This window comes from Marinomonas sp. 63XJN7_9_ISO-PGPR-S23-217, from assembly GCF_056173515.1.
The window spans coordinates 5070885-5093907 of sequence record NZ_CM149678.1 but is presented as its reverse complement, the minus strand read 5'-3'; the positions used below and the strand labels follow the sequence as shown (position 1 = coordinate 5093907).

Here is a 23023-nt window from a genome sequence, read left to right as displayed (position 1 = left end):
ATAAGAGTTGCTACGCTGAGCGGTTTACGCTGTTTAGTTAGAACTGAATAGCCGTAAGCAGCACATACTTATACTATTTTTATGAGGAGAAACATCATGGGGCTTAAAGGGCAAGCCTATGTGGTGGGCGCTTACGAACATCCAACACGCCATGCCGTGGATAGATCGCTGGGTCAGCTACATGCTGACGTGGCACTGGGAGCTTTGCAGGATGCAGGTTTGACGGTCGATGATGTGGATGGTTATTTCTGTGCGGGGGATGTGCCTGGTTGGGAGTCTCCTGGCGTTGGTCCATTGTCCGTGGTCGAATATTTGGGGTTGAAATTACGCCATTTCGATACTTCTGAAACGTGGGGGTCGTCTTATATCAATCATGTGGAGCACGCTGTCCAAGCCATCCAGGCGGGTAAATGCCGCGTTGCTCTGATTACCCAAGCGGGTCGGCCAAGAGCGGAAAAGTTTTCCCCCGTCGAGAGCCATCTCAAACAGGCACAATCAACAGCGGAATCTCCGTTCGAGTTGCCATACGGCCCAGTGGTCACCAATATGTATGGGATGTGTGCCGTGCGTCATATGTACGAATATGGCACAACCTCCGAACAGTTGGCTTGGATTAAGGTGGCAGCATCCCACCATGCTCAACATAACCCTAATGCGATGCTGCCTAAAGTTGTTACAGTTGAGGAGGTGATTGCCTCGCCGATTGTCTCGACACCACTGCATCGCTTGGACTGTTGTGTGATAAGTGATGGTGGTGGGGCATTGGTGATCGCCCATCCCGATGTTGCTCGTCAGCTTAAGCGTCCGTTGATTCGACCCATTGGATCGGGCTTTACGGTGAAACATCTTAACGGCGGTTACTTCAATATCCTTGAGTCCGGTGCCGTGCAAACGGGTAAAGAAGCGTTTGCTGAAGCCGGTGTGACACCTCAGGACATTCAGTATGCCTCTTTGTACGACAGTTTTACGATTACCGTCTTGATTCAACTGGAAAATCTTGGTTTTTGTGAGCCTGGTCAAGGGGGGCGTTTTGTCGCCGATGGCGGCTTGATCTCAGGGGTAGGGCGCTTGCCGTTTAATACCGATGGTGGAGGGTTATGTAACAATCATCCGGGAAATCGTGGGGGGATGACAAAACTGATTGAGGCCATGCGTCAGCTGCGTGGTGAAGCTCATCCTGCCGTACAGGTGGACAATTGTACTCTAGCATTAGTGCATGGCACGGGTGGGCAACTGGGGGCACGTCATGGCAGTGCCACGTTAATTCTAGAAAGAGAGGGCTGATTATGGAACATCGTATTCCTACATCACCGCAACCGTGGCCAGAGACTCAGACTTTTTGGCAGGCTGCCAATGAAAACAAGCTAATGATTCAGCGCTGTCTGGATACGGGCAAGGCGTTTTTTTATCCGCGAGAGCACAGCCCGTTTTCTGGGCGAAGTCATTGTGAGTGGTTCGAAGCCAGTGGTAAAGGGGTGATTTACTCTTATAGCGTCATGACTCGAGCAACGCCCGCTTATTGCATTGCCTATGTTGAGCTGGAAGAAGGGCCTATCATACTCACCAATATAATTACTGATGATTTTAATCAGATTAAAATCGGACAGTCAGTAAAAGTGGTGTTTGTTGCAAGTGACAATGGTCAGAAGGTTCCTGTGTTTACCCCCGAATTTCATTAGATGTGGGGGAGTCGACACGAATGGTATGCTGAAGTGGCGAGTATTTGTCTGCTTCCCAAAGAACCAGCGAGTATTGTCGCTGGTTCTTTGCTCGTAGCAGGCTTATTCGTTTGGTGTACTGTGATGAATACTGGGCGCGGGAGGGCGAGCCGAGGTATCAACATCTTCATTTTTGGCATAGATACGCTGTATATAAAGCCCTGCAATAGCAAGTAACACACCTGTCACCGCACTAATGAACGCCAACGATGAATACCAAATCAAGGCCACTAAGCCAACGGTTGATTTGGGGACGTCAATGGCTTCTTTTTTATTGGTAATATAAGCCGCAAGGCGATAGAACTGGTTTTGGTTTACCAAACGATTCACTTCGTTTTTAATAATGGTTTGTTTTTGCTGAATACCATAAACCTCATTATCGATGGCTTTGACTTCCACTTGAATCTCATCATATTGGTCTAGTAGTTTCGCTTTTTCTTTCGCGGCCCGCGATACAACACTATTACGGTTTTGGCTTGCTTGTTGAGCAAACTCATTATAGCCATTGCGATAATTGAGTTGCTTTGTTTTCATGTCTTTTGTCTGAGCCGCTATTTGTCCTTCCAGGTAGGCCATACGAGCTCGACCTAACTTGATGCGATTCTGATAATCATCCGCTAAGGCTTGTAATTGAGCTTGCAGTTGTTGCTCACTTTGGTTTTGTGTATTTAGGCCATCATCGCCATTAATTCGATCATCAATTTTGTATAAACGGTCTTCTTTTTCGGAAATCAGTTTACTGTATTTTTTCTCAACGGAAGGGCGAGTGAAAAAGTTGGCATCGTCAAGAGCCTTCTTTTGTTCGGCTTTTAACTGGTCCAGTTCTCTTTGCAACTTTTTCTTATCGCTCTCAGAACCTTCAACATAATTATTTAATCGACCGTAGTAGCGTGTTTTTAATCTGTTCCGCTCCTTATCCCAAGCATCGTATATTTCACTTTCTTTCTTGTTAAGATCGTTAATATCCGCTTGATACTGTTGGATTAACTGGTTATTAGAACTGAGTTTGGCAATTTCGTGATTGATGTACTCACGCTCTTTTTCCAAAGAGTGGTAATAGGCAGCATTGGCTCTTTGGATGTTTTTTTGATAATCCGAATCGACTTTTTGTGGATCGATGATATCAATGTCTTGCTTACGGCGATTCAGAACGTCAATTTTGTTCTGCAGCAGTAAGGCGGCATCTTTTCGATCATCAATCGCAATATTAAGGCCGGAGAAGTTACGTTCAAAACCATTAAGCATGGTTTCAAAAGTAATGGTGGCTAGCATAACAAGAACAACGAAAAACAGAATACGCCAAGCCGTATGTTTGGCGTACATTAATGCGGTGGCCATTGGTATTTTGGAGGCTTCAACGACCGCAACAAGGACAAAAGGTAAGGCGGCAACCAGAATATTGCTATAGTCACCGAAATCGAGTGCTCTGTCTGTTTTATCGAGTTGAGCATACACAGAAAAAGAGACGATGATAGAGATAAGAAAACCGATACTAACCGCAAGTATTTCCACACCCCACGCGATTTTAACCAGTCTGACACCTATTTTAAACAACTTGTCGTTCGAAAGCTTTGTATTGGATTCCATAAACTATCCGCTATGAGTGATGGTTCTTATTGATCAGCTATCCCATCAACAAATGATAGTTTTGCTTTTCTTAAGAGGGGCTTCATTGGTTGATTACGTAAAATATTGCTCATTATAAGCAAAGAATATGTCTAATAAATCATATCAATTTACAAAGTTCTTATTTTATGTAAATTTTTGTATAGAAAAAGACATGAAAGTGATCAAAAACTAGACCATTTAGAGTCCCATTCATAATGGTAGGTAGGCTTAATAATGCTGCAGGGTAACGGACCGTCTTGGGGAACCAATCCGTCACGCTCATGGAAGAAAGGCTATCGCTCTAAGGCTCGTTTTGTTTTTGCTGTGGCGATGGCGCTCATCGGATCGTCTGGCCAAGGATGCTTTGGATAGCGTCCGCGCATTTCTTTTTTAACGTCTGGATAAGCTTCTTTCCAGAAGAAGGGCAGATCTTGGGTAACCGCCAGTGGGCGTTGTGCAGGGGAGAGCAGCTCTATTTTGACGCTCATACCTAAGATGGTTGGGTTTTGCATGGTGCCAAACATTTCCTGTAGTTTGACTCGCAGTGTTGGCGTAGGCTGCGAATAATCCACTTTATGATGGCTGCCTGAGGCAACGCATAATCGCTCTGGTACTTTATCGTTAAGACGCTGTTGTAATTCCCAGGGTAAGCTATCTAGGAGGATTTGTTTTAAGTTGAGTTTGTTGAGCTGTGCTTGATTCGTGATGTTGCCAAGGTAGGGTCCTAACCAACTTTCCAATGATTTTAGCAAGGCCTCATCCGACATATCGGGCCAGCTTTCTCGTTGGCTGGTGAGAAAATTGGTGTCTTGCTGGTGGGCAAAGGCGAGTCTGGCCTTGAGTTGTGAGCTGTTATCGTCCCAAGGCAGCGCGTCGATGCCTTCACGACGAATATAAGTGCACATGGCGGAGCGGATGGCATCATCCGATGGTTTACTGGCTTGCCTACGATGGACGCAGAGTTTACCTAACCAGGTTTGTGACTCGTAAATTAATCGATTGTCTTTTTTAGACCAAGCTACATGATCCTGCTGAGAGAAGAGGCTAGGGTGCTCGCTCTGTAAGTGCTCGATATCAAATGGGTGCGCTAGGAAAATACGATCCTCACTAAGTCCCTGATGACCGCCAAGGTCCAATATGACAAGATAATCCGCCTTTGCATTCGTGTCGCTTATATCCAGCAGCGCAATACGACCATTTGAGAGTTTATAGCGCACGCTGTTCGCTTGTTCGCCCAGTCGCTTTGCGAGTCGATCAGCAAAAGCGCAGGCTAGGAGGTTGGCTAATGCTTGGTCTGGCGCTGTGTTTCTATCAACAATGGGGGGAGAGAGATTAAGCCCTTGACTGCGTTGTTGCCATTGCTTGAAAGAGGTTTGATAGACGCTTTTGGGGCGTCGAGCTGGTTGGTTATGCTCTCCTTTAAACCACTGTAAGCGGCTCAAAAAATCGCTATTTTGATTGACGAAGGGATCGCCTTCGGACAACAGTGCGCAGACTTGACAGGCGAGTATTGGCTGACCTTGTTGAACGCCTTTGATGAGTAGGTTCGCTAGGCGAGGGGTTAGACCAAGCAGAGCCATGGCTTTCCCATGAGGCGTTAGGGTGAAATGGTCTGGATCGAGGGCACCTAGAGTACTCAGTAACTCGACAGATTGTTGCCAATGGCCCAGCGGTGGTGGGGTGATCCAAGCCAGTTCAAGTCGATCTTGTATCCCCCATTTGGCGACCTCTAAAGTGAGAGCACTTAAGTCAACACATTCTATTTGTGGTGATGCTTGGGGAGCAAGTTGATGTTGTTGCTCTTCACTCCACCAGCGATAACATATACCTGCTTCTCTTCTCCCTGCTCGCCCCATTCGTTGAGTGGTTTCGGCTTGCGTGGCGCGACGGGTATGTAAGCGTGTGGTGGCGGTATTGGCATCGAATTGGGCTTCACGGCTTAGGCCAGAATCGATGACAATACGAATGCCTTCAATGGTTAAGCTGGTCTGTGCAATGGCAGTAGCTAGGACGATTTTACGATGGGGGGGCGCAATAGGGTGAATTACGGCCTCTTGTTCCTTTAGGCTCAACTCGCCATACAAGGGTAAAATCATCGCATGAGGATCTTGTTTTAGCGCTTGGCTAAGCTGGCTTGCCACATGACGAATTTCTTTTTGTCCTGGTAAAAAAACCAATAGGCTACCGTCTTCTTCTTGATACGCTTGGAGTGTTTGTCTGACGACCTCGTCGACTACTTCAAGGGTTTTCAAGCGTTTATTGCCATAACGAATGGCAACCGGAAAATTTCGTCCTTCGCTCACTAAGCTTTTACAGCCGAGGCGCTCTTCTAATATGGCGGTGTCTAACGTGGCAGACATGATAAGCAGTTTTAGTGGGGTATCGTCACGAAACAGTTCTCTGGCCTGCAAACACAAGGCGAGAGCGAGGTCTGAGTGGATATTGCGTTCGTGGAATTCATCAAAAATGACGAGCGCGACGGAGGCAAGGCTCGGGTCGTCCTGCAGCATACGTGTTAGCACGCCTTCGGTGACAACCAATACCTGCGTGTTTTGGCTTTTTGCGCCTTCGTGACGAATACGATAGCCGATGCGCTGACCCAATGGTTCGTTTAAGGAGTCGGCGAGGCGTTTGGCAGCGGCTTTTGCGGCTAGGCGTCTTGGTTCGAGCATGATGATCTGTTTGCCATCAAGCCAAGCTTCGTTCATCAGCTCCAGTGGCACAACAGTGGTTTTCCCCGCCCCTGGAGCCGCTTCTAAAATGGCCTCATGGGCCGTGTTCAGTTGTTGTTTAAGAGCTGGTATCAGATTGTAAATGGGCAGTGCGATGGACATAACAGACTCTTTTTGGCTGTGTCGATGATTAACGTTTCGGCTTTATCGGTGAACCTTGACTTTCGGAGGGCCGATGCGAATATCGGTTTTGCATTTGGCAATACAAGGTAAAAAATACCCTGTCGCTTGTTCTTTGTCACTCAGGCCTCTTGGCTGGCGTGGGCCATAGTCTATTTCGCCAGTGATTAAAGGCGTGAGACAAATGCCACAAGTGCCATTTTGGCAAGCGTGTTTAATGGGCACGCAATGACGAATTAAGACTTCTAGAATAATAGATTCCTCTGCAGCGTAAAAATGATGTTCAGAGGTCTCTTGTTGCAGAGAAATGCGTTTATTATTCATATTCGAGGTCAGCAGCTGTTAATATGGGACGGATTTTAGCATGATACATTCTAAGTTGGTTTTTCTCTTCTAATCTTACCAAATCACTTAATTTTGAATGGTAAAACGAAAACGCCTAATTAGAGACATAGGATTAAACTCGTAACGATGATCGAGCCAAATAAAAAAACCTTACTGATCGTTGATGATGACCAAGATATTCGTCAGTTGTTGTGTGATGTACTGTCGCAAAAAGGTTACCAAGTCTTAGAAGCGGACAGTGGTGCACAAATGTGGGCGCATTTAGAGCGAACACAGGTCGATCTCATCTTGATGGATTTGTATCTCCGTGAAGAAGACGGATTACATTTAGCGCGAGATGTTCGTAACCTTTTTACGATGCCTATCATGATGTTAACAGGGAAAGGCGATGAAACGGATCGTATTTTGGGGCTGGAATTAGCCGCAGACGATTACATGATGAAGCCGTTTAATCTACGGGAACTGATGGCCCGAATACATGCTTTGCTGCGACGTGCGATACAACTGGCACCAGCGCCTGTGCTAAATACCCTTGAAGACCCTCATGAGTGTTTATACTTTGGTAACTGGGTGTTAGACCTGACGGCCCGTCAATTAATGAACCAGGAGGGTGAACAAGTGGTACTGACACTGGGGGAATTCTCTTTATTAGAAGTGTTGGTTCATCACCCTGACCGTATTTTTTCACGGGAACAGTTAATTGATCAAAGTCGTGGTTTGGAAGCGGAAGTCTTTGACCGCACCGTCGATGTTTTGATTTTAAGATTGCGCCGTAAAATTGAAAGTAACCCTAAAACCCCGCAATTTATTAAAACGCAGCGTGGGCTGGGGTATTTTTTCCAAGGGCCAGTTCGTAAAAACTAGAGTGGAAAAACTAAATGCGCTTTATCAGCATTCGTCAAAAAGTCTCCTTCGCCATTCTGACGGTGAGTGTTGTCGCATTTTGTATGGTAGGCATTGGTTGGCAATCTATGCGAGTGAGTGAAGACTCGCTTTCTGAATTCGAAGCTCAGACCTTACCTGAAATCAGTACCTCTCTGACGTTGGCCGAAGGAGTCGCGCAATTAGCGGCGACGGCACCTTATACGGCAGGCTCAGGACGACCTTTTCAATTACAGGCGGAATCTCAACGTATCAATCGGAGTATTGCGGCGCTACGAAGCGTTGCCAATAGTTTGACGGATCCGGCCTTTCGGGACACCGTCAATGGTCGCTTGGATGATTTGCAAAAGACTTTAGAGGAATTGGTATCTCTGGTTCGTGAGGAGTTATATATTCGCGAAGACAGCTATGCATTGCAGTTTAAAATTCGTCAAATCAAGCCTGATAATGATACGACTCACGTCATCAGCGCCCAACAAGGCTTGGATTGGTTATTAAAACTCTTGGAATCTCCGCATGTGGTGCCTGACAGTATTGTGACCCAGTTGACGCTCAATACAAAAGGCAAAGAGGCACAAAATATTGCCAGCGCCTTATTGAAAGCCCACCGTCGCTTAGCAAAAATCCAGTTACGAAAACAATATCTACTGACCTTGATTCGCGCCAAGTCAGAAGAGCTTAGTGCACAGGTGAGTCAGTTTGTTGGCGCATTGCAAAAGAAAGTGGCCCGTCAGAGAGAGGCCGTGTCGAAATATGTGTCTAATGGTCAGCATTGGATTTTTGGTATTTCCATCTTTTTGATGATTGGTCTGATTCGTTTATATTGGCAGAGCCAGCGTATGACGAGGGATTTGCAAGCGGTGACCAAAGACATGGAAGAGTTGTCGATGGGGCATATGGACTCAGATCGTCCGAAGATTAAACGTAATGATGAAATTGGTACCTTGGCCGATGCGTTTGAAGTGTTTCGTTATGACGCAATAAGACGAGTGGAAGTGACTGCGGAATTATCGGCCCAGAAAAAATTGTTGGAAACCATTTTCGATAATATGAACGATGGGCTGAGTGTGTTTTCGGGCAAAGGAGAATTGGTTGCTTGGAATCCCAGTTATGAAACCTTGTTTGACCTATCTCCTGATGAGTTAAAGGCGGGGATGTCCATTGAAAAGGTTCAATCGTTAATTAACAAGGGCCAGCAAAAAACGCTGAATTTAGAAAATCAGCAGGTTCATATGGACGAAATAAATATTTCCCGTCATTTGCGCAGTCAAAGTTTTGAGCGTCATTTTGATTCGGGCAAAATCATTGAGTTTCGCTCCAAACCCATGCCAGAAGGGGGCTTTGTGACCCTGTATACGGATTTAACGGACCGTAAAAGTGTGGAAAGCCAGCTTCGTCAGGCGCAGAAAATGGAAATGCTGGGCCAGCTGACGGGAGGGGTTGCCCATGATTTCAACAATCTGTTAGCGGCCATCATGGGAAATCTGCAGATGTTATCCGACTCTTCCCCACAAACGGCAGATCAAACGCGATATATTGAGCGAGCCTTGGCGGTGTCAGAGAAAAGCAGTAATTTGGTACAGCGTTTGTTGGCCTTTAGCCGTCGTCAGCAATTGTTTCCGGTTCCCACCAAAATCGATGACCTTATTGAGGGCATGCTGGATTTAGTGGAATACAGTGTGGGTTCCCATATTAGTGTGTCTTGTCATTTAGGGTGTCCAGACTTTGTGAGCCTGATAGACCCTTCTCAGCTAGAAAATGCCTTGCTTAATCTTGCCTTAAATAGTGCTGGGGCTATGCCGGACGGTGGTCATTTATCCTTTTCAACCAAATATGCCATGTTGCCAGACAGTACGAAGCCCGGTATTCGTATCAAGGTAGAAGATTCTGGTGAAGGCATTTCAGAAGACGTGCTAGGGCGTATATTTGAGCCCTTTTTTACCACGAAACCCGTAGGTAAAGGCAGTGGCCTTGGCCTAAGTATGATTTATGGGTTTGTGAAGCAAAGTGGAGGGGAGATCAAAGTGACATCTGAGCCGGGTAAATGGACTCGAGTGTGTTTGTTTTTACCTGAACAAGTTCGTGGTAAGGAGGCAGAGCCTAACGTCACTATTGAACGTCATAAGGCCATTCCGTTACCTGCCGATAGCTTGTTGTGGCTGGTGGAAGACGATATGGAAGTGCAAAGCGCTATGCGTGAACAGTTACAAAAAATGGGCTTTATTGTGCAGTGCTTTGATCGTGCTGAAGCAGTACTGAGCGCGTTAAAACAAGCCATGTTACCGGATGTGATTGTGTCGGATGTTAACTTGGCAGGGACGATGAATGGGGTGGAGCTTGCGCACAGTTTAAAACCGAGTCAGATGAGTGATAAGACGTCAAATGTACTCTTTCATGGCCCCGTTGTGATCATGTCTGGCCTACCTTACGATGAAATAAGAAAAAAATACGCACTTAATGAATCCGATTTGTTTATTTCAAAACCCTTTAATATCAAAGAGTTATTTGAAATTTTTTATATAGATCGCTAAAAAGTTACAAATATTACAAAAAAAAATTTCCGGTGAAATTTTCCATTAGCTTTTATACTGCAAAGTGCGCCTAGAAGCAGATCTCCAACAGATTGAACTCGGGTCTGATTCAACAGCGTCTCTGCTGATAATAAAAACAAAACTGGAGTTACCAATACAATGAAATTTCCTTACCGTAAACTAGCTTGCCTAGTCGCCGCTGGCTCTCTCTCGACTGTCGCTCTGGCAGATGAACCTATCATCGGTCTAATCACTAAGACCAATACCAACCCCTATTTTGTTACCATGAAGCAAGGTGCAGAAAAAGAAGCGAAAAAGCTTGGTCTTGATTTGCGTACATTTTCTGGTCGTTATGACGGAGATAATCAATCCCAAGTCGATGCTATTGAGAATTTAATTGCGGCGGGCGCTAAGGGTATTTTGATTACTCCAAGTGATCCAGCAGCGATTGTTCCTACGGTTGAAAAGGCACGTAAGGCGGGTTTATTGGTCATTGCTTTAGATACCAAATTTAACCCAGTGAGTGCCGCTGACATGACATTTGCCACCAATAACTTCCAAGCGGGTGAATTGATTGGTAAATGGGCAAGAGAAAAAATGGGCGCTAAAGCAAAAGACGCTAAAATTGCCATGTTAGATCTGAGTACCAGCCAAGTGACCGTTGATGTCGCTCGTGACCAAGGTTTCTTAAAAGGTTTCGGTATTGATATCAAAAACCCCAACCGTATCGGTGATGAAACCGATCCGCGTATTGTAGGTCATGATGTAACTCAAGGTTCCGCTGAAGGTGGCCGTCGTGCCATGGAAAACCTGTTGCAAAAAGATCCAAGTATCAACTTGGTTTACACCATCAACGAACCAGCAGCAGCAGGGGCCTATCAAGCACTTAAATCTTTTGGTTTAGAGAAAAAAGTGATGATTGTGTCCATTGATGGTGGCTGCCCAGGTGTGAAAAACATTCAAGAAGGCATCTTAGATGCAACCGCAATGCAATTCCCTATCAAAATGGCGATTGATGGCGTAGATGCCATTTCAGAATTTGCCAAAACAGGTACTCGTCCTACAGCGACGAAAGGCTTGGATTACTTCAACACAGGTGTTCAGTTGATCACTAATGAACCTGTCAAAGGCGTGAAATCTGTCACGGCGAAAACAGGTTTGGCGATGTGCTGGGGTTAATATCAACACTTGCCTGTTATGACAATGGATGACAGGCAAGTCGTCTAGTCCAAACGATTTAGAAAGCTATGTTTTTACCGCTGGCGGGGGATTTTTGTCAGTGGTTGTTTTCCTTCTTGGAGTGACTCTATGAGTTCAACCGAACAAAAAAACTCAACAGCAGTGCTTGATCACGATAAAGTGGCAGATCAAGCTCAGGTTTACGAGGCCCGTTTTGAGCATAAAGAAACGCTTGTGCAGCGTTTTAAAAAGTTTCTTCATCATTACCCAGTTGCTGCCCCCAGTATTGTATTGTTACTGGCTATTTTCTGCTTTAGCCTGATTGTTGGCGGCCGTTTTTTATCGGCTTTTAACTTGTCGTTGGTGTTACAACAGGTGACCATCATCGGCATGGTAGGGATTGCTCAAACGCTGATTATTTTAACCGCAGGGATCGACTTGTCTGTGGGTGCCATTATGGTATTGGCATCCGTGGTAATGGGCCGTATGGCGATCGATTATGGTCTTGATCCTTGGTTGGCATTATGTGTGGGAATCGCCGTTGGTGCTGTCGCCGGTTTTATTAATGGTTCATTAATTACACGTCTGAAATTGCCACCTTTTATTGCTACATTGGGCACGTGGAACGTCTTCTTCGCGTTGAATTTATGGTACTCCAATAGTGAGACCATTAGAGCAGAAGACATCTCGAATACCGCTCCGCTTTTACAATGGTTAGGCAACACGATTGATGTGTTTGGTGCTCAGTTAACCTACGGTTCCTTGTTAATGTTGGCGATGTTTGTGGTGATTTGGTACGCCTTGAACTGGACCGCATGGGGGCGACATGTTTATGCCACGGGTGATGATCCAGCGGCGGCGAAGTTAGCCGGTATTCGTACCGACCGTATTTTGCTCTCTGTGTATATTTTAGCGGGGATTGTTTGTGCATTGGGTGCTTGGGTATTGATTGGTCGTATCGGTTCCATCAGTCCTCAGGCTGGTTATACTACGAACTTAGACAGTATTACTGCTGTGGTAATTGGCGGTTGTAGTTTGTTTGGTGGGCGAGGTTCAATCTTCGGCACGTTAATTGGCGCATTGGTTGTGGGCATTTTCCGCAATGGCTTAGCCCTAGCCGGTGTTGATGTACTTTGGCAAGAGTTCACTGTTGGTATCTTGATTATTGTTGCCGTCGGTGTTGACCAGTGGATCAGAAAAGGAACAGCATAATGACAACCAATACAAACCAAACCCCGATTCTGCAAACCAAGAGTTTAGTGAAACGTTACGGCAGTGTAACGGCCATTGACCATGCGGATTTTGAGTTATATCCGGGCGAGATCTTAGCGATTATTGGCGACAATGGTGCGGGTAAATCTTCCTTGATTAAGGCCTTATCTGGTGCTCTAGTGCCAGATGAAGGGGAGATTCTACTGGATGGTCAGCCAGTAAACTTTAGTTCGCCGATGGAAGCACGTGCTTTGGGCATTGAAACGGTCTATCAAAATTTGGCGGTTTCCCCAGCGCTCAACATTGCGGATAACCTATTTCTGGGACGCGAAATTCGCAAACCCGGAATCTTAGGCTCGGTTTTCCGTATGTTAGATAAGAAAGCCATGGAACAAAAAGCCAAAGACAAAATGACAGAGCTCGGTTTAATGACCATTCAAAACATTAGCCAAGCGGTGGAGTCTTTGTCGGGAGGTCAGCGCCAAGGGGTGGCTGTGGCGCGCTCAGCCTTATTTGGAACCAAAGTCGTGATCATGGATGAGCCTACCGCCGCATTAGGTGTGAAAGAATCGCGTCGGGTTTTGAATTTGATCAAGGAAGTTCGAGACCGAGGCTTGCCAATTATTTTGATCAGCCATAACATGCCTCACGTTTTTGAAGTAGCGGATCGTATTCATATTCACCGCTTGGGTAGACGTGCTGCTGTCATCACGCCGCAATCTCACTCTATGTCTGAGGCGGTAGCCATTATGACGGGAGCGTTAGAGGTAAAAAGCGACCCACAAGCCGCTTAATGTTTATTCATAGATACACACAGAGCGTCTATGTCTTCTGTGTTGCTCAATGGAAAAACGGCTTTCAATACTTGGAGCCGTTTTTTTCTCCAAGTAGAGGTTCTGCTCCATGCGTCGCGTCGCAGTATTGAAATCCTATGGGCGTTTTTCGCGTTTACATTTTTTTAGAGGACGATTACTTTCCTGTTTAGTGTTCGCGTTATTTGCCACCGCGTTGTTTGCCGCAACCCCCGTGCCATCAAGTTCGATAGAGGCGAAAAATGCGTCAGTGTTGAAGTCGATCGGTATTAGTGTCTCTGACCTTGGTAACCCTTATTTTGTCAAATTGATTGATGCAACCGCCGCCACAGCTAAAGAACTGACAGGCGGCCCAGTAAAAATGTTAATTCATTCCGATGCCTATGATTTAGATCGTCAAATCAAGCAAGTGAATGAATTTATTAAAGCGGGTGTCGATCTGATTATTCTAACGGCTGCGGATCCATACAAAATTGCTCCTGTGGTGGCAAAAGCTCAGCGGGCTGGCATTAAAGTCATTGCTGTGGATGTGAATGCCCAAGGGGCAGACGCGACCATCACCACGGATAATGTGCAAGCAGGAATGGAGGCGTGTGAACGACTTGCCAAGCAAATTCACTATAAAGGCAACTTTGTTATTATTAACGGGGTCTTAGTGTCGTCAGTAGTGGAGCGTGTGGCTGGCTGCAAATCGGTGTTGAGTAAATACCCGAACATCTCTCTGCTAAGTTACCGTATGAATGGCAGTGGTAGCGTCGATGGAGGAATGGAAGTCATGACCTATTTGATGGAAAAATACCCTCATATCGATGCCGTATTTGCCATTAATGATCCTACCGCACTAGGGGCGCTTCAAGCGGCACAACAAGCCGGCCGTAAGGATTTTATTATTGCCTCAGTGGATGGCGCTACGTTTGCCGAAAAGATGATTCACCAAGAGAACCAATGGGTGGCAACGGCGGTTCAGCGTCCGAAAGAGATGGCTGCCAAAGCGGTTGAAATTGGTCTTGCTCTGCTTGAAGGACGACCTGTGCCCCAGCGTTTTATTCAAATTCCTTCTGTTTTAGTGGAAAAGCCCCTTCCAAAGACACAATAATCGGTTATTTCATGCCATGATATGCGAGAATCTCTGAGAAATGGTTCTCGCTTATTTTATTGCGCGCAGGCTTAAAAGGTATTTAGAGTGATGAAGATCATGGTGCAAATTGGTTTAGTTGCTTTGCTGGTTGTTGGTTATATTGTAATCAATCGTATTATGCGGAGCAGTGTGGAATTGCTGGGTCATAAAAATGGGACAAGTGAGGTTCGCTTGCGCTATGTGACCAAAATGATGCAGCTTAGTTTGACCGCTTTGTTTATTATGCTGGCTTGCATTGTGATGGGGGTTGGATACGGTCAGCTGGCGGTATTTTTTTCCTCTGTGTTTGCTGTGGTCGGTGTGGCTTTGTTTGCCCAATGGTCGATTCTAAGTAATATTACTGCCAGTTTGATTATCTTTTTTGCTTTCCCATATCGTGTTGGTGATTGGATTCGTGTGGCCGAAAAAGATGAAGACGTACTTGGCCAGATTACTGATATATCAAGCTTTCATGTCATTATTCGTCGTTTTTCTGGTGATATTGTGACGTACCCAAACAGCTTAATTTTACAAAAACCTGTGGTACGTTTTGATAATGAGGCCGCTGCTCGGGCGATGAAAGAACGTATGGACGATGGAGGAAAAGATCGCCCTCAAACAGTACCCGATAATCCCCTGCCAAAAAAACCTTAAGCGATTGTTTCACAGTCTTCAGATCGCCTCACCATGGTTGTGACACGGACTGTCGGCGGTCCTATATGGAGGGTTTGAGTAAAAAATAGTCAATTTTTTAATTTTTGGTGTATTTTATGTCATAATAAAACGCTCTCGTACCTCATACGGAGAGTTTGATATGCAATCTGACCCAAAAGATTTATTACAGCAAAATGATAAGCTGGTTCATTCGGACGCGCTAAAAGTCAAATCCCATGTGCAAAGACCGCAGGAAGATTGGGTTTTACATACTTTGATGATCGAAGGCTACGATGTCCCCTTCCGTTTTAAGCGACAAGGAAAATACCGTACGTTGCGCGGATCCCGTGTTAACCTGACCTACTACCCAACGCAAGAGGTAGTGGCTGGTATTTCCATGGAAATTATGAAAGTCGTTCGAGTAAAACGGACTTAGTCAAAAGCTTAATGATTTGACTTTCAACATAACTCAAGGCAAATCGCTACGCCCATTCCACCGCCAATACATAATGTCGCAAGACCTTTTTTTGCTGATCGACGCTGCATTTCGTGCAGTAAAGAAACGACAATGCGACAGCCAGACCCAGCTAAAGGGTGGCCGAGGGCAATGGCTCCGCCATTTACATTGACGATTTCTTCTGCAATGCCGAGTTCTCTTAAGACGATGATCGATTGTCCAGCGAAGGCTTCATTGATTTCTGCCAACTCTATTTGTTGAATGTTCCATCCAGCGAGTTTTAGTGCTTTTTTTGATGCTCCTATCGGACCTAGCCCCATGTCCATGGGGGATAATGCGAAAGAGGAATAAGAGGCGATACGTACAATAGGGTCTAATTTTGCCTCTAATAATGCGTGTTTACTCGCCACGAGAACCGCAGCCGCACCATCGTTTAGCCCCGATGCATTGCCTACGGTGATGGTTCCTGTTTCCGAAAAAGCGGGCTTAAGCTTAGCCAGCTTTTCCAACGAAGAAAGATAAGGATGCTCATCTTTAGTGAAGTAGGCCTCTTCCCGTTTGGACGGGAGTCTGATCGAGGTTAACTCAGAGTCAAAGCGATTGGATAGTAGAGCGTTATTGGCTTTTATTTGTGATTGATGGGCGAACTGATCCTGCTCTTCTCGTGATATTTTCCACCGAGTAATAATGTGTTCGACTGTCTCTCCCATGTGAATATTATGGAAAGCATCCCATAAGCCGTCTGTGATCATGCTGTCTTGAACGGTTAGCGGACGTTGTCTTGCCGCAATCTGATTAGTCAGAATCAGTTGAGGCGCATTACTCATGGAATCTTGTCCACCAGCGATAATGAGGTTGGCATCTCCCGCTTTAATTGCTTGAGCAGCAAGGTGGATAGATTTTTGACCGGCACCACAGACTTTGTTGACAGTGAATGCACAGGTATTGCTTGGCAGTCCTGCGAGCAGTGTGGCTTGTCTAGCGGGATTCTGACCTGCTCCGCCAGCCAACACTTGGCCGATGATGACCTCATCCAGCAGGGTTGGATCTAGGTCTACATCCCTTATTAAGTGCGCGATAACCTGGGCACCGATTTCAGCCGCGTTCATGCTTGCTAATCCTCCTGAAAGCTTGGCTATAGGAGACCGTTTACCCGCCACAATGTAGACCTCTTTCATAATATCAACCTGTATATATTGATTGTTATTGTTTTATTTAATATCTAAGTATAACCAGAATGTTGATTTCTAGGTATACTTAGAATAGTCTTAATTATGAGGTAAATACAAAAATAACAATAAATCGTGCGTATTAAGCACATTGCTAAGAGGTATGTCATGTGAAAAAGCCACTGTGGTCACCGACACAATCAATGAAAGAAGATTGTGCTTTAACGCGTTTTGCTAAGCAGGCAGGCATACCAACACAGGATTATGATGCGTTGCATCGTTGGTCAATCAGTGATCTAACGGGCTTTTGGTCTCAGCTATGGGACTTCGCAGGTGTTATTGGCGAAAAGGGCCACGACGTATTTATTCCTAATACTGAACAATGGATGACGGAATCGCAGTTTTTTCCTTCCGCTCGACTGAATCTGGCAGAGAACCTACTGAGAAGAACGGGTAGCGCTCCTCTTGTTATTGAAACCAATGAATCAGGCGAACGCCATGTCTATAGCGCTGATGACGTGCGCGAAGAAGTAGCCCGTGTTGCGCAAGGCTTGAGACAAGCAGGCATTAAACCGGGTGACCGTGTGGCAGTCGTAATGCCCAATAAATTGTCGTGTTTAGTTACACATTTGGCTACATTAGCGGTCGGTGGAGTGTGGACTTCTTGCTCCCCAGATTTTGGTGTAGAAGCCATTATTGACCGTATCGGTCAGGTAAACCCCATATTACTTTTCGTAGAAACAAGCTTTCAATATGCTGGTAAACAGCACGACATTTCTCAATCGGCTCTCATACTAGCGCAGCGTATCGACAGCGTTGAGCAACTGATTATTGTCGGTGAACACAGTTTAACGACACAAGATAATTTCATACATTGGACCGATTTTGGCAGACAAGCGGACCTGCATTTCACCCGTGTTGGATTTAATGACCCAGCCTATATTCTGTATACATCAGGCACAACGGGGGCTCCGAAGGCGATCATTCATCGTACCGGTGGGGTATTGCTACAACAATTGAAAGAGCATCTTCTGCATAATGATGTTCGCGAGGACGATCGTGTATTGTGGTATACCAATACCGCTTGGATGATGTACCACTGGATCGTTGCGGCACTTGGCTGTCATGCGGTGTTAGTTCTCTATGATGGAGCGCCTATTTTAAAGCAAAAGGACAGACTGGATTGCGCACCTTTATGGCGCGTTGTCGAGCAAGAAAAACTCACTCATTTGGGGATTTCACCAAAATATCTTGGAACGCTTACAGAGGCAGGCTTTGAGCCAAAGCAGAATTTTAACCTAACTTCTTTGCGTTGGCTGTTGTCAGCTGGCAGTCCTGTTGCGCCGAATCAATATGATTGGATCTATGGTGCCGTTTCAAAGCAAGTTGGCTTTGCGTCCATTTCTGGTGGTACGGAATTGATGGGTTGCTTCTTGCTTGGCTCGCCTTGGCACGTTTTGCGAAAAGGCACCTTGACAACAAAAGCTCTCGGTATGGCCGTTAATGTTCTTGATAATCGGGGAGCACCGGTGATTGGTCGCCAAGGGGACCTTGTGTGCACTGAACCTTTTCCTTCCATGCCCATATCCTTCTGGGGCGATGATGGTTTAGCGCGTTATAAAAAAACTTATTTCGCTGATAGACAGGAAATTTGGGTTCATGGGGATCATGCCCAATTGAATGCAGATGGCACGGCGGTAATATACGGTCGTTCCGATAATACTTTAAATCCCGGTGGCGTCAGAATAGGTACCGCTGATATTTATAATGCGTGTGATGGCATAAAAGAGATCGAAGACTGTGTCGTGTTTGGTCGTCCGATTGAGGGAGATGAAGAGATTGTACTGTGCATTCAGTTAAGAGAAGGCGCGTTATTCAATAATGATTTGGTTCATTTCATACGCAAAAGCATTCGAACCGCTTGTTCTCCCCGCCATGTCCCGGCTGCCATCTATTTAGTGGATGAGGTACCTTATACATTAAATGGTAAGCGTGTTGAGGGTGCCGCTCAGTCTTCCTTATTGGGTAAGCCTGTTACTAATGTAGCTTCGTTGCAAAATCCCCAATGCCTTGAGCAATATAAACACCTTGCCCAGGAGAGTGCCTTATGAGCCGTCCAAAGGCAGCCATTATTGGTGTGGGAGAATTAAAACCTTGTCGAGTAACTGACGGTGCAAGTACGTTAGGTATGTTGGCGCAGGCATCTGTTTTAGCATTGCACGATGCGGGCATCGATAAAGCGGATATTGACGGATTATTAGTTGGTCCTCAAGTAGGAGAGACGCCCCAGCATGTTCCAGCTACCGTAGCCGAATATCTTGGTCTACAACCTAGCATGGCAAATGTTGTAGATTTAGGAGGGGCTTCTGGTCCGGGTATGATTTGGCGCGCAGCGGCCGCTATTGAAGCGGGAATGTGTCACACCGTACTGTGTGTGTTAGGGAACCATCGTAATCAAGATGCACTAAGAAGCCCTAATCGTAACCCCATTCGTGAATTTGATGTTCCGTTTGGCGCGTCAGGCGCTAATGCGACCTATGCACAATTAAAGCAAGCGCATATGGCAAAGTATCAATCGAAAGATGAAGACTTTGCTTTAATTACCCAGTGGGCTCGCCATAATGCTCAGCATCACCACCATGCTATTTTTAATGGCAAACCGTGTGATGCCAACGACGTGTTACAGTCCCCCCTCATAGCTGAACCCTTGCATTTGTACGAGATCGTCATGCCAGTGGCGGGAGCCGAGGCGGTAATTGTAACATCGGTGACGCGGGCACAAACCATAAATAACCCCGCTGCGTATTTATTAGGGGCGGGGGAAAAAGTAACGCATCGAGCATTATCACAAGCACCTGATCTGACTTCTGGTCCGTTGAAGCACGCTATGGCGCACGCCTTTAAGCAATCCAATACTTCGATTTTTGATATGAGTTTACTGTCGCTGTATGACTGCTACACCATCATGGTGGCGCTTACCTTAGAAGACAGTGGCATTTGTCCTGCTGGCAAATTTGGTGACTTCATACGTAGCAACACCTTTGGATACGATGGTAGCTGTCCTTTGAATACGCACGGTGGTCAGCTTGGATTCGGGCAGCCAGATTTAGCGGGAGGCATGACACATGTGGTCGAAGCTGTTCATCAGCTGAGAGAGTCTGCAACGGGACGGCAGATACCTTCAGCCCAATACGCCCTTGTGACAGGAAATGGTGCTACCTTATCTGAAGCGGTGGCGCTGGTGCTCGGTAGTGAAAGTGTCGCACTAGGAAAGCCTGGAGTGGGTCGATGAAATATACCCATTTCGCAAACTTAAAAGTGCCTGGGCCGACTAAAACTCCCCTTACGGAACCGTTTTGGCAAGCGGCGGCAAAAGGTGAGTTACACATACAATATTGTGAACGTTGTCATTCGTATGTGTTTTATCCGCGAGAAGTGTGTCCCTTTTGCTGGAGTAACCAACTGACCTGGCGTCAGCTGTCTGGACAGGCAAAGATAAAAACTTACACCACCATCTGGAAGCCAGGTCATCCTAGTTGGGCGTCAGTGACGCCTTACACTGTGGGGATCATTCAATTAGCAGAAGGGCCAAGTATGCTGGCCTTATTGTTATTAGAGCGAGAGCAATTAGAAATTGGTTTGCCTGTGAGTTTTAAAACCATAAATTTGGGCGGTCAAATGATGCCTGCCTTTACCATCCCTGAGGATCAATACCATGACAAATAAAAATAACGCTTGGACCAATACGATGCATGCTCAGCCCGCAGTGGGAGACATTGCCGAAATCAGCCGAACGACTTGTGCGGAGGACATTACTGCCTTTACCCAAATGACAGGCGATCATAACCCAGTTCATTATGACAAAGCGCTTGCGGAAAAAACGCCATTTGGCAAAATTATTGTGCAAGGTGGCGTGTCTTCCGGCATATTGAACGCGGTGGTCGCAGAACGCTTACCTGGGCCGGGAACCGTGTTTTTAGGTGTACAATGGAACTTTAAGAAAGCTGTGGGTGTCAATGAAACGATTACAGGTCGTGTTGAGGTGACGAGCGTTCGAGACGATAAACCTATTTGTCAGTTGAAAACTACGGTCTTGGATAGTGAAGGCGATGTGTGCATTGAAGGAACCGCTACGACTTATACCATGCCATTGAAGGATCTTTAATAATGTCAGACCAAGCTGCAGGCCGATGGCCCGCCCTGATGGTGATATGTATTGGTGTGGTAGGGGTGTTGGCCACTTGGTTCTCTGCAACGGCCATTATTCCTGAATTAGTCAAGGTATGGCACTTATCCAATGATGACGCGTCTTGGTTAACCAATGCTGTGCAATTGGGGTTTGTCATAGGAGCCTTATCTGCTTCTTTAGTGAATTTGCCGGATATTATTCGCCTGAATCGTTTGATGGCCTTGTCAGCGTTATTAGCGGCGGTAGCGAATGGTTTGTTGTTGGCCAACCCATCGATAGAAATAGCGATCCTATTGCGTTTTTTAACGGGCATGTTTTTGGCTGGTGTTTATCCCGCAGCGCTTAAGTTAATGGCAACTTGGTTTACTAAAGGCAGAGGGTTAGCGCTGGGTTTTTTGATTGGTGCTCTGACTATCGGTTCATCTGCTCCTCATTTATTTCGTGCTGTTACCGACCATATTCAATGGCAGTGGGTGGTATTAGTATCGTCTACAACCTCGCTATTGGCGGCGATCTTGTTTGTTTGGAAGGTCAGGGAAGGCCCTTATGCTTTTGGTAAAGCGCTATTTGATCCTAAGCAATGTTTGAAAGTCTTCACATCTAAGCCTTTATTTCTGGTTAATATGGGATATTTTGGTCACATGTGGGAGCTTTATGCCATGTGGGCTTGGCTGTTAGCCTATGCCAACGCTGCGTCCCATCATTTGATATCTTTTCCTTTTGGTTCGCCATCCATGTTTTGTTTTATTGTGGTGGCATCAGGCAGTATTGGGTGTGTTTTAGGTGGAGTGTTGTCAGATCGTTTTGGCCGTTGTTACACCACGATAGGCATGATGTTGGTTTCTGGTTGTTGTGCTCTGTTAATGGGGTTCGTTTTCGATGGTCCAGGTTGGCTATTGGCCATCGTTGCAGTGGTTTGGGGAATTAGTGTCATTGGTGACAGTGCGCAGTTTTCGGCCGCCGTAACCGAATTAGCGGATAAAGATTTTGTAGGTACTGCATTGGCATTGCAGCTAGGCGTTGGCTTTGCTCTTACCGTAGTCGCTATTTCCATATTACCTATTTTGGCGAATGCATTAGGCAGTTGGCAATGGGTCTTTTTGATATTAGTTCCGGGACCAATGATTGGTATTGTCGCAATGGGGTTATTACGGACATTACCTGATGCGGGAAGGTTAGCGGCAGGGGCTAGGTAAAAAGCATTGAAGAAAAAATATAAAGCATATTTTTACTGGATTGTAACAAACAGGCATAATGAAATATTGAAGAACTCAATAGGTTATAAGGACAGTAAAATAGATGAATGGCAGTGAAGTGGATCGGCGAAGCAGGGGGCGACCTAAAAATGATGACAATAATAGTCCCGCAGCGAAAGCATTACGCCACATGGCAGAAGACCGTGCTTTTTTTGATCGGAAATCCCATACCCCTCTGTGGGTGCAGTTTAAAAACGCGCTAGCAGACAGAATTCATTGTCAGGTTTTATTACCTGATATGCGTCTTCCTTCAGAGCAAACCATTTGTGAGATTTTTAGTGTTTCTCGTTCTGTGGTTAGAATGGCGTTAGGAAGCTTAGCGACAGAAGGGTTACTTTACAAAGTGGCGAGAACGGGCGTTTTTGTTGCTCAACCACGTATGGAAACGAACTTCCTGACGTCCAATATGTCTGTTCATGCCGATTTAGAAGCCCGTGGTTACAAGGTGACCTCGAAGACATTTGAATTTAATCGAGTACAGGCTGATGATGCTGAAATACGTGTATTTAATCTTCCAAAAGATGGCTCTGTGGTGCGTATTGGGCGAATTTATTATTCGGATGGGGCGCCTATTACCCACACCATTATTTCTTTGCCTGGCTATAAGGTGCCTGATTTCGAAAATTTAGACATAGAAGATAAATCTATGTTTCAGCTTTTAAAAGACCGTTATGGTTTAGTGGCTAAGCGGGCTGAGCGTTGGTTCACCGCAGCGATGCCGTCGGTGGAAGTATGTGAAAGGCTAGCTTTAAGTGGCGATCAACCAGTGATTGCTATCGAATCTATTGCCTATGACACGAATGATATGCCATTGGAGTTCTATCGAGCTTACTATAACTCTGCTGTGGCTCGTATCCATGTGTCGACAAGCAATACTGCTTCTGACGTTAGTTAAATACTCCACCACAATGGCTGTGTCTTACCATACTCATCTATGACCTTTGTTTTAGCGAAAAACAAAGGTTTTTTTATTCCTTAAAAGCACTATTTTAGACTTCCATATAAGAGCATCTTTCCCTCTCCTACCAAGCCTAAACTTTTA

Annotated in this window: 19 protein-coding genes and 1 pseudogene; 16 read left to right on the top strand and 4 right to left on the bottom strand. The window is 45.7% G+C overall.

Features of this window, described 5'->3' with window-relative positions:
- The first annotated feature begins 96 nt into the window (after nucleotides 1–96).
- Nucleotides 97–1284, top strand: a complete 1188-nt coding sequence (locus AC0VYI_RS23610; protein WP_475446012.1) for a thiolase domain-containing protein — start codon at nucleotides 97–99, stop codon at nucleotides 1282–1284.
- Between the two features lie 2 nt (nucleotides 1285–1286).
- Complete coding sequence (locus tag AC0VYI_RS23605) at nucleotides 1287–1679, top strand: Zn-ribbon domain-containing OB-fold protein (protein WP_475446010.1); 393 nt, start codon at nucleotides 1287–1289, stop codon at nucleotides 1677–1679.
- A gap of 102 nt (nucleotides 1680–1781) precedes the next feature.
- Here the strand turns inward: AC0VYI_RS23605 and AC0VYI_RS23600 are convergent, their stop codons facing one another.
- From AC0VYI_RS23600 to AC0VYI_RS23590, 3 genes and pseudogenes are all read right to left on the bottom strand, one after another.
- Nucleotides 1782–3305 (bottom strand): hypothetical protein, encoded by a 1524-nt coding sequence (locus AC0VYI_RS23600; protein ID WP_475446008.1) that lies wholly within the window; start codon nucleotides 3303–3305, stop codon nucleotides 1782–1784.
- Between the two features lie 314 nt (nucleotides 3306–3619).
- A pseudogene (gene hrpB / locus AC0VYI_RS23595) lies at nucleotides 3620–6172 on the bottom strand (ATP-dependent helicase HrpB); the annotation flags it as partial.
- A gap of 30 nt (nucleotides 6173–6202) precedes the next feature.
- A complete protein-coding gene (locus AC0VYI_RS23590; protein WP_199478102.1) occupies nucleotides 6203–6502 on the bottom strand; it encodes a 2Fe-2S iron-sulfur cluster-binding protein in 300 nt (99 codons plus the stop codon).
- 147 nt (nucleotides 6503–6649) lie between these two features.
- Here AC0VYI_RS23590 and AC0VYI_RS23585 point away from each other — a divergent pair, with 147 nt between their 5' ends.
- The 8 genes from AC0VYI_RS23585 to AC0VYI_RS23550 all read left to right on the top strand — a co-directional run bounded on the left by AC0VYI_RS23585 (nucleotide 6650) and on the right by AC0VYI_RS23550 (nucleotide 15346).
- On the top strand, nucleotides 6650–7387 hold the full coding sequence (locus AC0VYI_RS23585; RefSeq protein WP_199478103.1) for a response regulator: 738 nt from the start codon (nucleotides 6650–6652) through the stop codon (nucleotides 7385–7387).
- A gap of 14 nt (nucleotides 7388–7401) precedes the next feature.
- Nucleotides 7402–9936 carry a PAS-domain containing protein gene (locus AC0VYI_RS23580; RefSeq protein ID WP_475446006.1) on the top strand — a complete coding sequence of 845 codons (2535 nt, stop codon included), beginning with the start codon at nucleotides 7402–7404 and terminating at the stop codon, nucleotides 9934–9936.
- 159 nt (nucleotides 9937–10095) lie between these two features.
- Nucleotides 10096–11115, top strand: coding sequence for a substrate-binding domain-containing protein (locus AC0VYI_RS23575; protein WP_475446005.1), 1020 nt, complete (start codon nucleotides 10096–10098; stop codon nucleotides 11113–11115).
- Nucleotides 11116–11244: 129 nt separating this feature from the next.
- The gene (locus tag AC0VYI_RS23570) at nucleotides 11245–12327 is read left to right on the top strand and encodes an ABC transporter permease (RefSeq protein ID WP_199478106.1); all 1083 of its coding nucleotides are present in this window, start codon (nucleotides 11245–11247) and stop codon (nucleotides 12325–12327) included.
- Complete coding sequence (locus AC0VYI_RS23565) at nucleotides 12327–13121, top strand: ATP-binding cassette domain-containing protein (RefSeq protein WP_199478107.1); 795 nt, start codon at nucleotides 12327–12329, stop codon at nucleotides 13119–13121. Before AC0VYI_RS23570 ends, AC0VYI_RS23565 begins: the two co-directional genes overlap by 1 nt.
- Before the next feature lie 109 nt (nucleotides 13122–13230).
- Nucleotides 13231–14235 (top strand): substrate-binding domain-containing protein, encoded by a 1005-nt coding sequence (locus tag AC0VYI_RS23560; RefSeq protein WP_475446003.1) that lies wholly within the window; start codon nucleotides 13231–13233, stop codon nucleotides 14233–14235.
- Nucleotides 14236–14325: 90 nt separating this feature from the next.
- The gene (locus AC0VYI_RS23555; RefSeq protein ID WP_475449842.1) at nucleotides 14326–14910 is read left to right on the top strand and encodes a mechanosensitive ion channel domain-containing protein; all 585 of its coding nucleotides are present in this window, start codon (nucleotides 14326–14328) and stop codon (nucleotides 14908–14910) included.
- A 160-nt stretch (nucleotides 14911–15070) separates the two neighbouring features.
- Nucleotides 15071–15346: a hypothetical protein gene (locus AC0VYI_RS23550; RefSeq protein ID WP_475446001.1), complete on the top strand. Its 276-nt coding sequence runs from the start codon at nucleotides 15071–15073 to the stop codon at nucleotides 15344–15346.
- A gap of 23 nt (nucleotides 15347–15369) precedes the next feature.
- Here AC0VYI_RS23550 and AC0VYI_RS23545 read toward each other — a convergent pair whose 3' ends face one another.
- Nucleotides 15370–16545: a thiolase family protein gene (locus AC0VYI_RS23545; protein WP_475446000.1), complete on the bottom strand. Its 1176-nt coding sequence runs from the start codon at nucleotides 16543–16545 to the stop codon at nucleotides 15370–15372.
- Between the two features lie 161 nt (nucleotides 16546–16706).
- On the opposite strand from AC0VYI_RS23545, the gene AC0VYI_RS23540 reads away from it, so the two are divergent.
- From AC0VYI_RS23540 to AC0VYI_RS23515, 6 genes are all read left to right on the top strand, one after another.
- Nucleotides 16707–18647 carry an acetoacetate--CoA ligase gene (locus AC0VYI_RS23540; RefSeq protein ID WP_475445998.1) on the top strand — a complete coding sequence of 647 codons (1941 nt, stop codon included), beginning with the start codon at nucleotides 16707–16709 and terminating at the stop codon, nucleotides 18645–18647.
- Nucleotides 18644–19828: a thiolase family protein gene (locus AC0VYI_RS23535; RefSeq protein ID WP_475445996.1), complete on the top strand. Its 1185-nt coding sequence runs from the start codon at nucleotides 18644–18646 to the stop codon at nucleotides 19826–19828. Before AC0VYI_RS23540 ends, AC0VYI_RS23535 begins: the two co-directional genes overlap by 4 nt.
- Nucleotides 19825–20262, top strand: a complete 438-nt coding sequence (locus AC0VYI_RS23530; RefSeq protein ID WP_475445994.1) for a Zn-ribbon domain-containing OB-fold protein — start codon at nucleotides 19825–19827, stop codon at nucleotides 20260–20262. Before AC0VYI_RS23535 ends, AC0VYI_RS23530 begins: the two co-directional genes overlap by 4 nt.
- Nucleotides 20252–20701 (top strand): MaoC family dehydratase, encoded by a 450-nt coding sequence (locus AC0VYI_RS23525; RefSeq protein ID WP_475445992.1) that lies wholly within the window; start codon nucleotides 20252–20254, stop codon nucleotides 20699–20701. The genes AC0VYI_RS23530 and AC0VYI_RS23525 overlap by 11 nt, the downstream gene beginning before the upstream one ends.
- Nucleotides 20702–20703: 2 nt before the next feature.
- Complete coding sequence (locus AC0VYI_RS23520) at nucleotides 20704–21921, top strand: MFS transporter (protein WP_475445990.1); 1218 nt, start codon at nucleotides 20704–20706, stop codon at nucleotides 21919–21921.
- 103 nt (nucleotides 21922–22024) lie between these two features.
- On the top strand, nucleotides 22025–22876 hold the full coding sequence (locus AC0VYI_RS23515) for a GntR family transcriptional regulator (RefSeq protein WP_475445988.1): 852 nt from the start codon (nucleotides 22025–22027) through the stop codon (nucleotides 22874–22876).
- Nucleotides 22877–23023 lie beyond the last annotated feature (147 nt).

Bases quoted from the DNA above. Each gene is read 5' to 3' on its own strand.
- AC0VYI_RS23530 (WP_475445994.1), top strand. From the start codon at position 19,825: ATGAAATATACCCATTTCGCAAACTTAAAAGTGCCTGGGCCGACTAAA.
- AC0VYI_RS23525 (WP_475445992.1), top strand. From the start codon at position 20,252: ATGACAAATAAAAATAACGCTTGGACCAATACGATGCATGCTCAGCCC.
- AC0VYI_RS23605 (WP_475446010.1), top strand. From the start codon at position 1,287: ATGGAACATCGTATTCCTACATCACCGCAACCGTGGCCAGAGACTCAG.
- AC0VYI_RS23560 (WP_475446003.1), top strand. From the start codon at position 13,231: ATGCGTCGCGTCGCAGTATTGAAATCCTATGGGCGTTTTTCGCGTTTA.
- AC0VYI_RS23575 (WP_475446005.1), top strand. From the start codon at position 10,096: ATGAAATTTCCTTACCGTAAACTAGCTTGCCTAGTCGCCGCTGGCTCT.
- AC0VYI_RS23585 (WP_199478103.1), top strand. From the start codon at position 6,650: ATGATCGAGCCAAATAAAAAAACCTTACTGATCGTTGATGATGACCAA.
- AC0VYI_RS23590 (WP_199478102.1), bottom strand. From the start codon at position 6,502: ATGAATAATAAACGCATTTCTCTGCAACAAGAGACCTCTGAACATCAT.
- AC0VYI_RS23550 (WP_475446001.1), top strand. From the start codon at position 15,071: ATGCAATCTGACCCAAAAGATTTATTACAGCAAAATGATAAGCTGGTT.
- AC0VYI_RS23610 (WP_475446012.1), top strand. From the start codon at position 97: ATGGGGCTTAAAGGGCAAGCCTATGTGGTGGGCGCTTACGAACATCCA.
- AC0VYI_RS23555 (WP_475449842.1), top strand. From the start codon at position 14,326: ATGAAGATCATGGTGCAAATTGGTTTAGTTGCTTTGCTGGTTGTTGGT.
- AC0VYI_RS23520 (WP_475445990.1), top strand. From the start codon at position 20,704: ATGTCAGACCAAGCTGCAGGCCGATGGCCCGCCCTGATGGTGATATGT.
- AC0VYI_RS23565 (WP_199478107.1), top strand. From the start codon at position 12,327: ATGACAACCAATACAAACCAAACCCCGATTCTGCAAACCAAGAGTTTA.
- AC0VYI_RS23570 (WP_199478106.1), top strand. From the start codon at position 11,245: ATGAGTTCAACCGAACAAAAAAACTCAACAGCAGTGCTTGATCACGAT.
- AC0VYI_RS23515 (WP_475445988.1), top strand. From the start codon at position 22,025: ATGAATGGCAGTGAAGTGGATCGGCGAAGCAGGGGGCGACCTAAAAAT.
- AC0VYI_RS23580 (WP_475446006.1), top strand. From the start codon at position 7,402: ATGCGCTTTATCAGCATTCGTCAAAAAGTCTCCTTCGCCATTCTGACG.
- AC0VYI_RS23545 (WP_475446000.1), bottom strand. From the start codon at position 16,545: ATGAAAGAGGTCTACATTGTGGCGGGTAAACGGTCTCCTATAGCCAAG.
- AC0VYI_RS23535 (WP_475445996.1), top strand. From the start codon at position 18,644: ATGAGCCGTCCAAAGGCAGCCATTATTGGTGTGGGAGAATTAAAACCT.
- AC0VYI_RS23600 (WP_475446008.1), bottom strand. From the start codon at position 3,305: ATGGAATCCAATACAAAGCTTTCGAACGACAAGTTGTTTAAAATAGGT.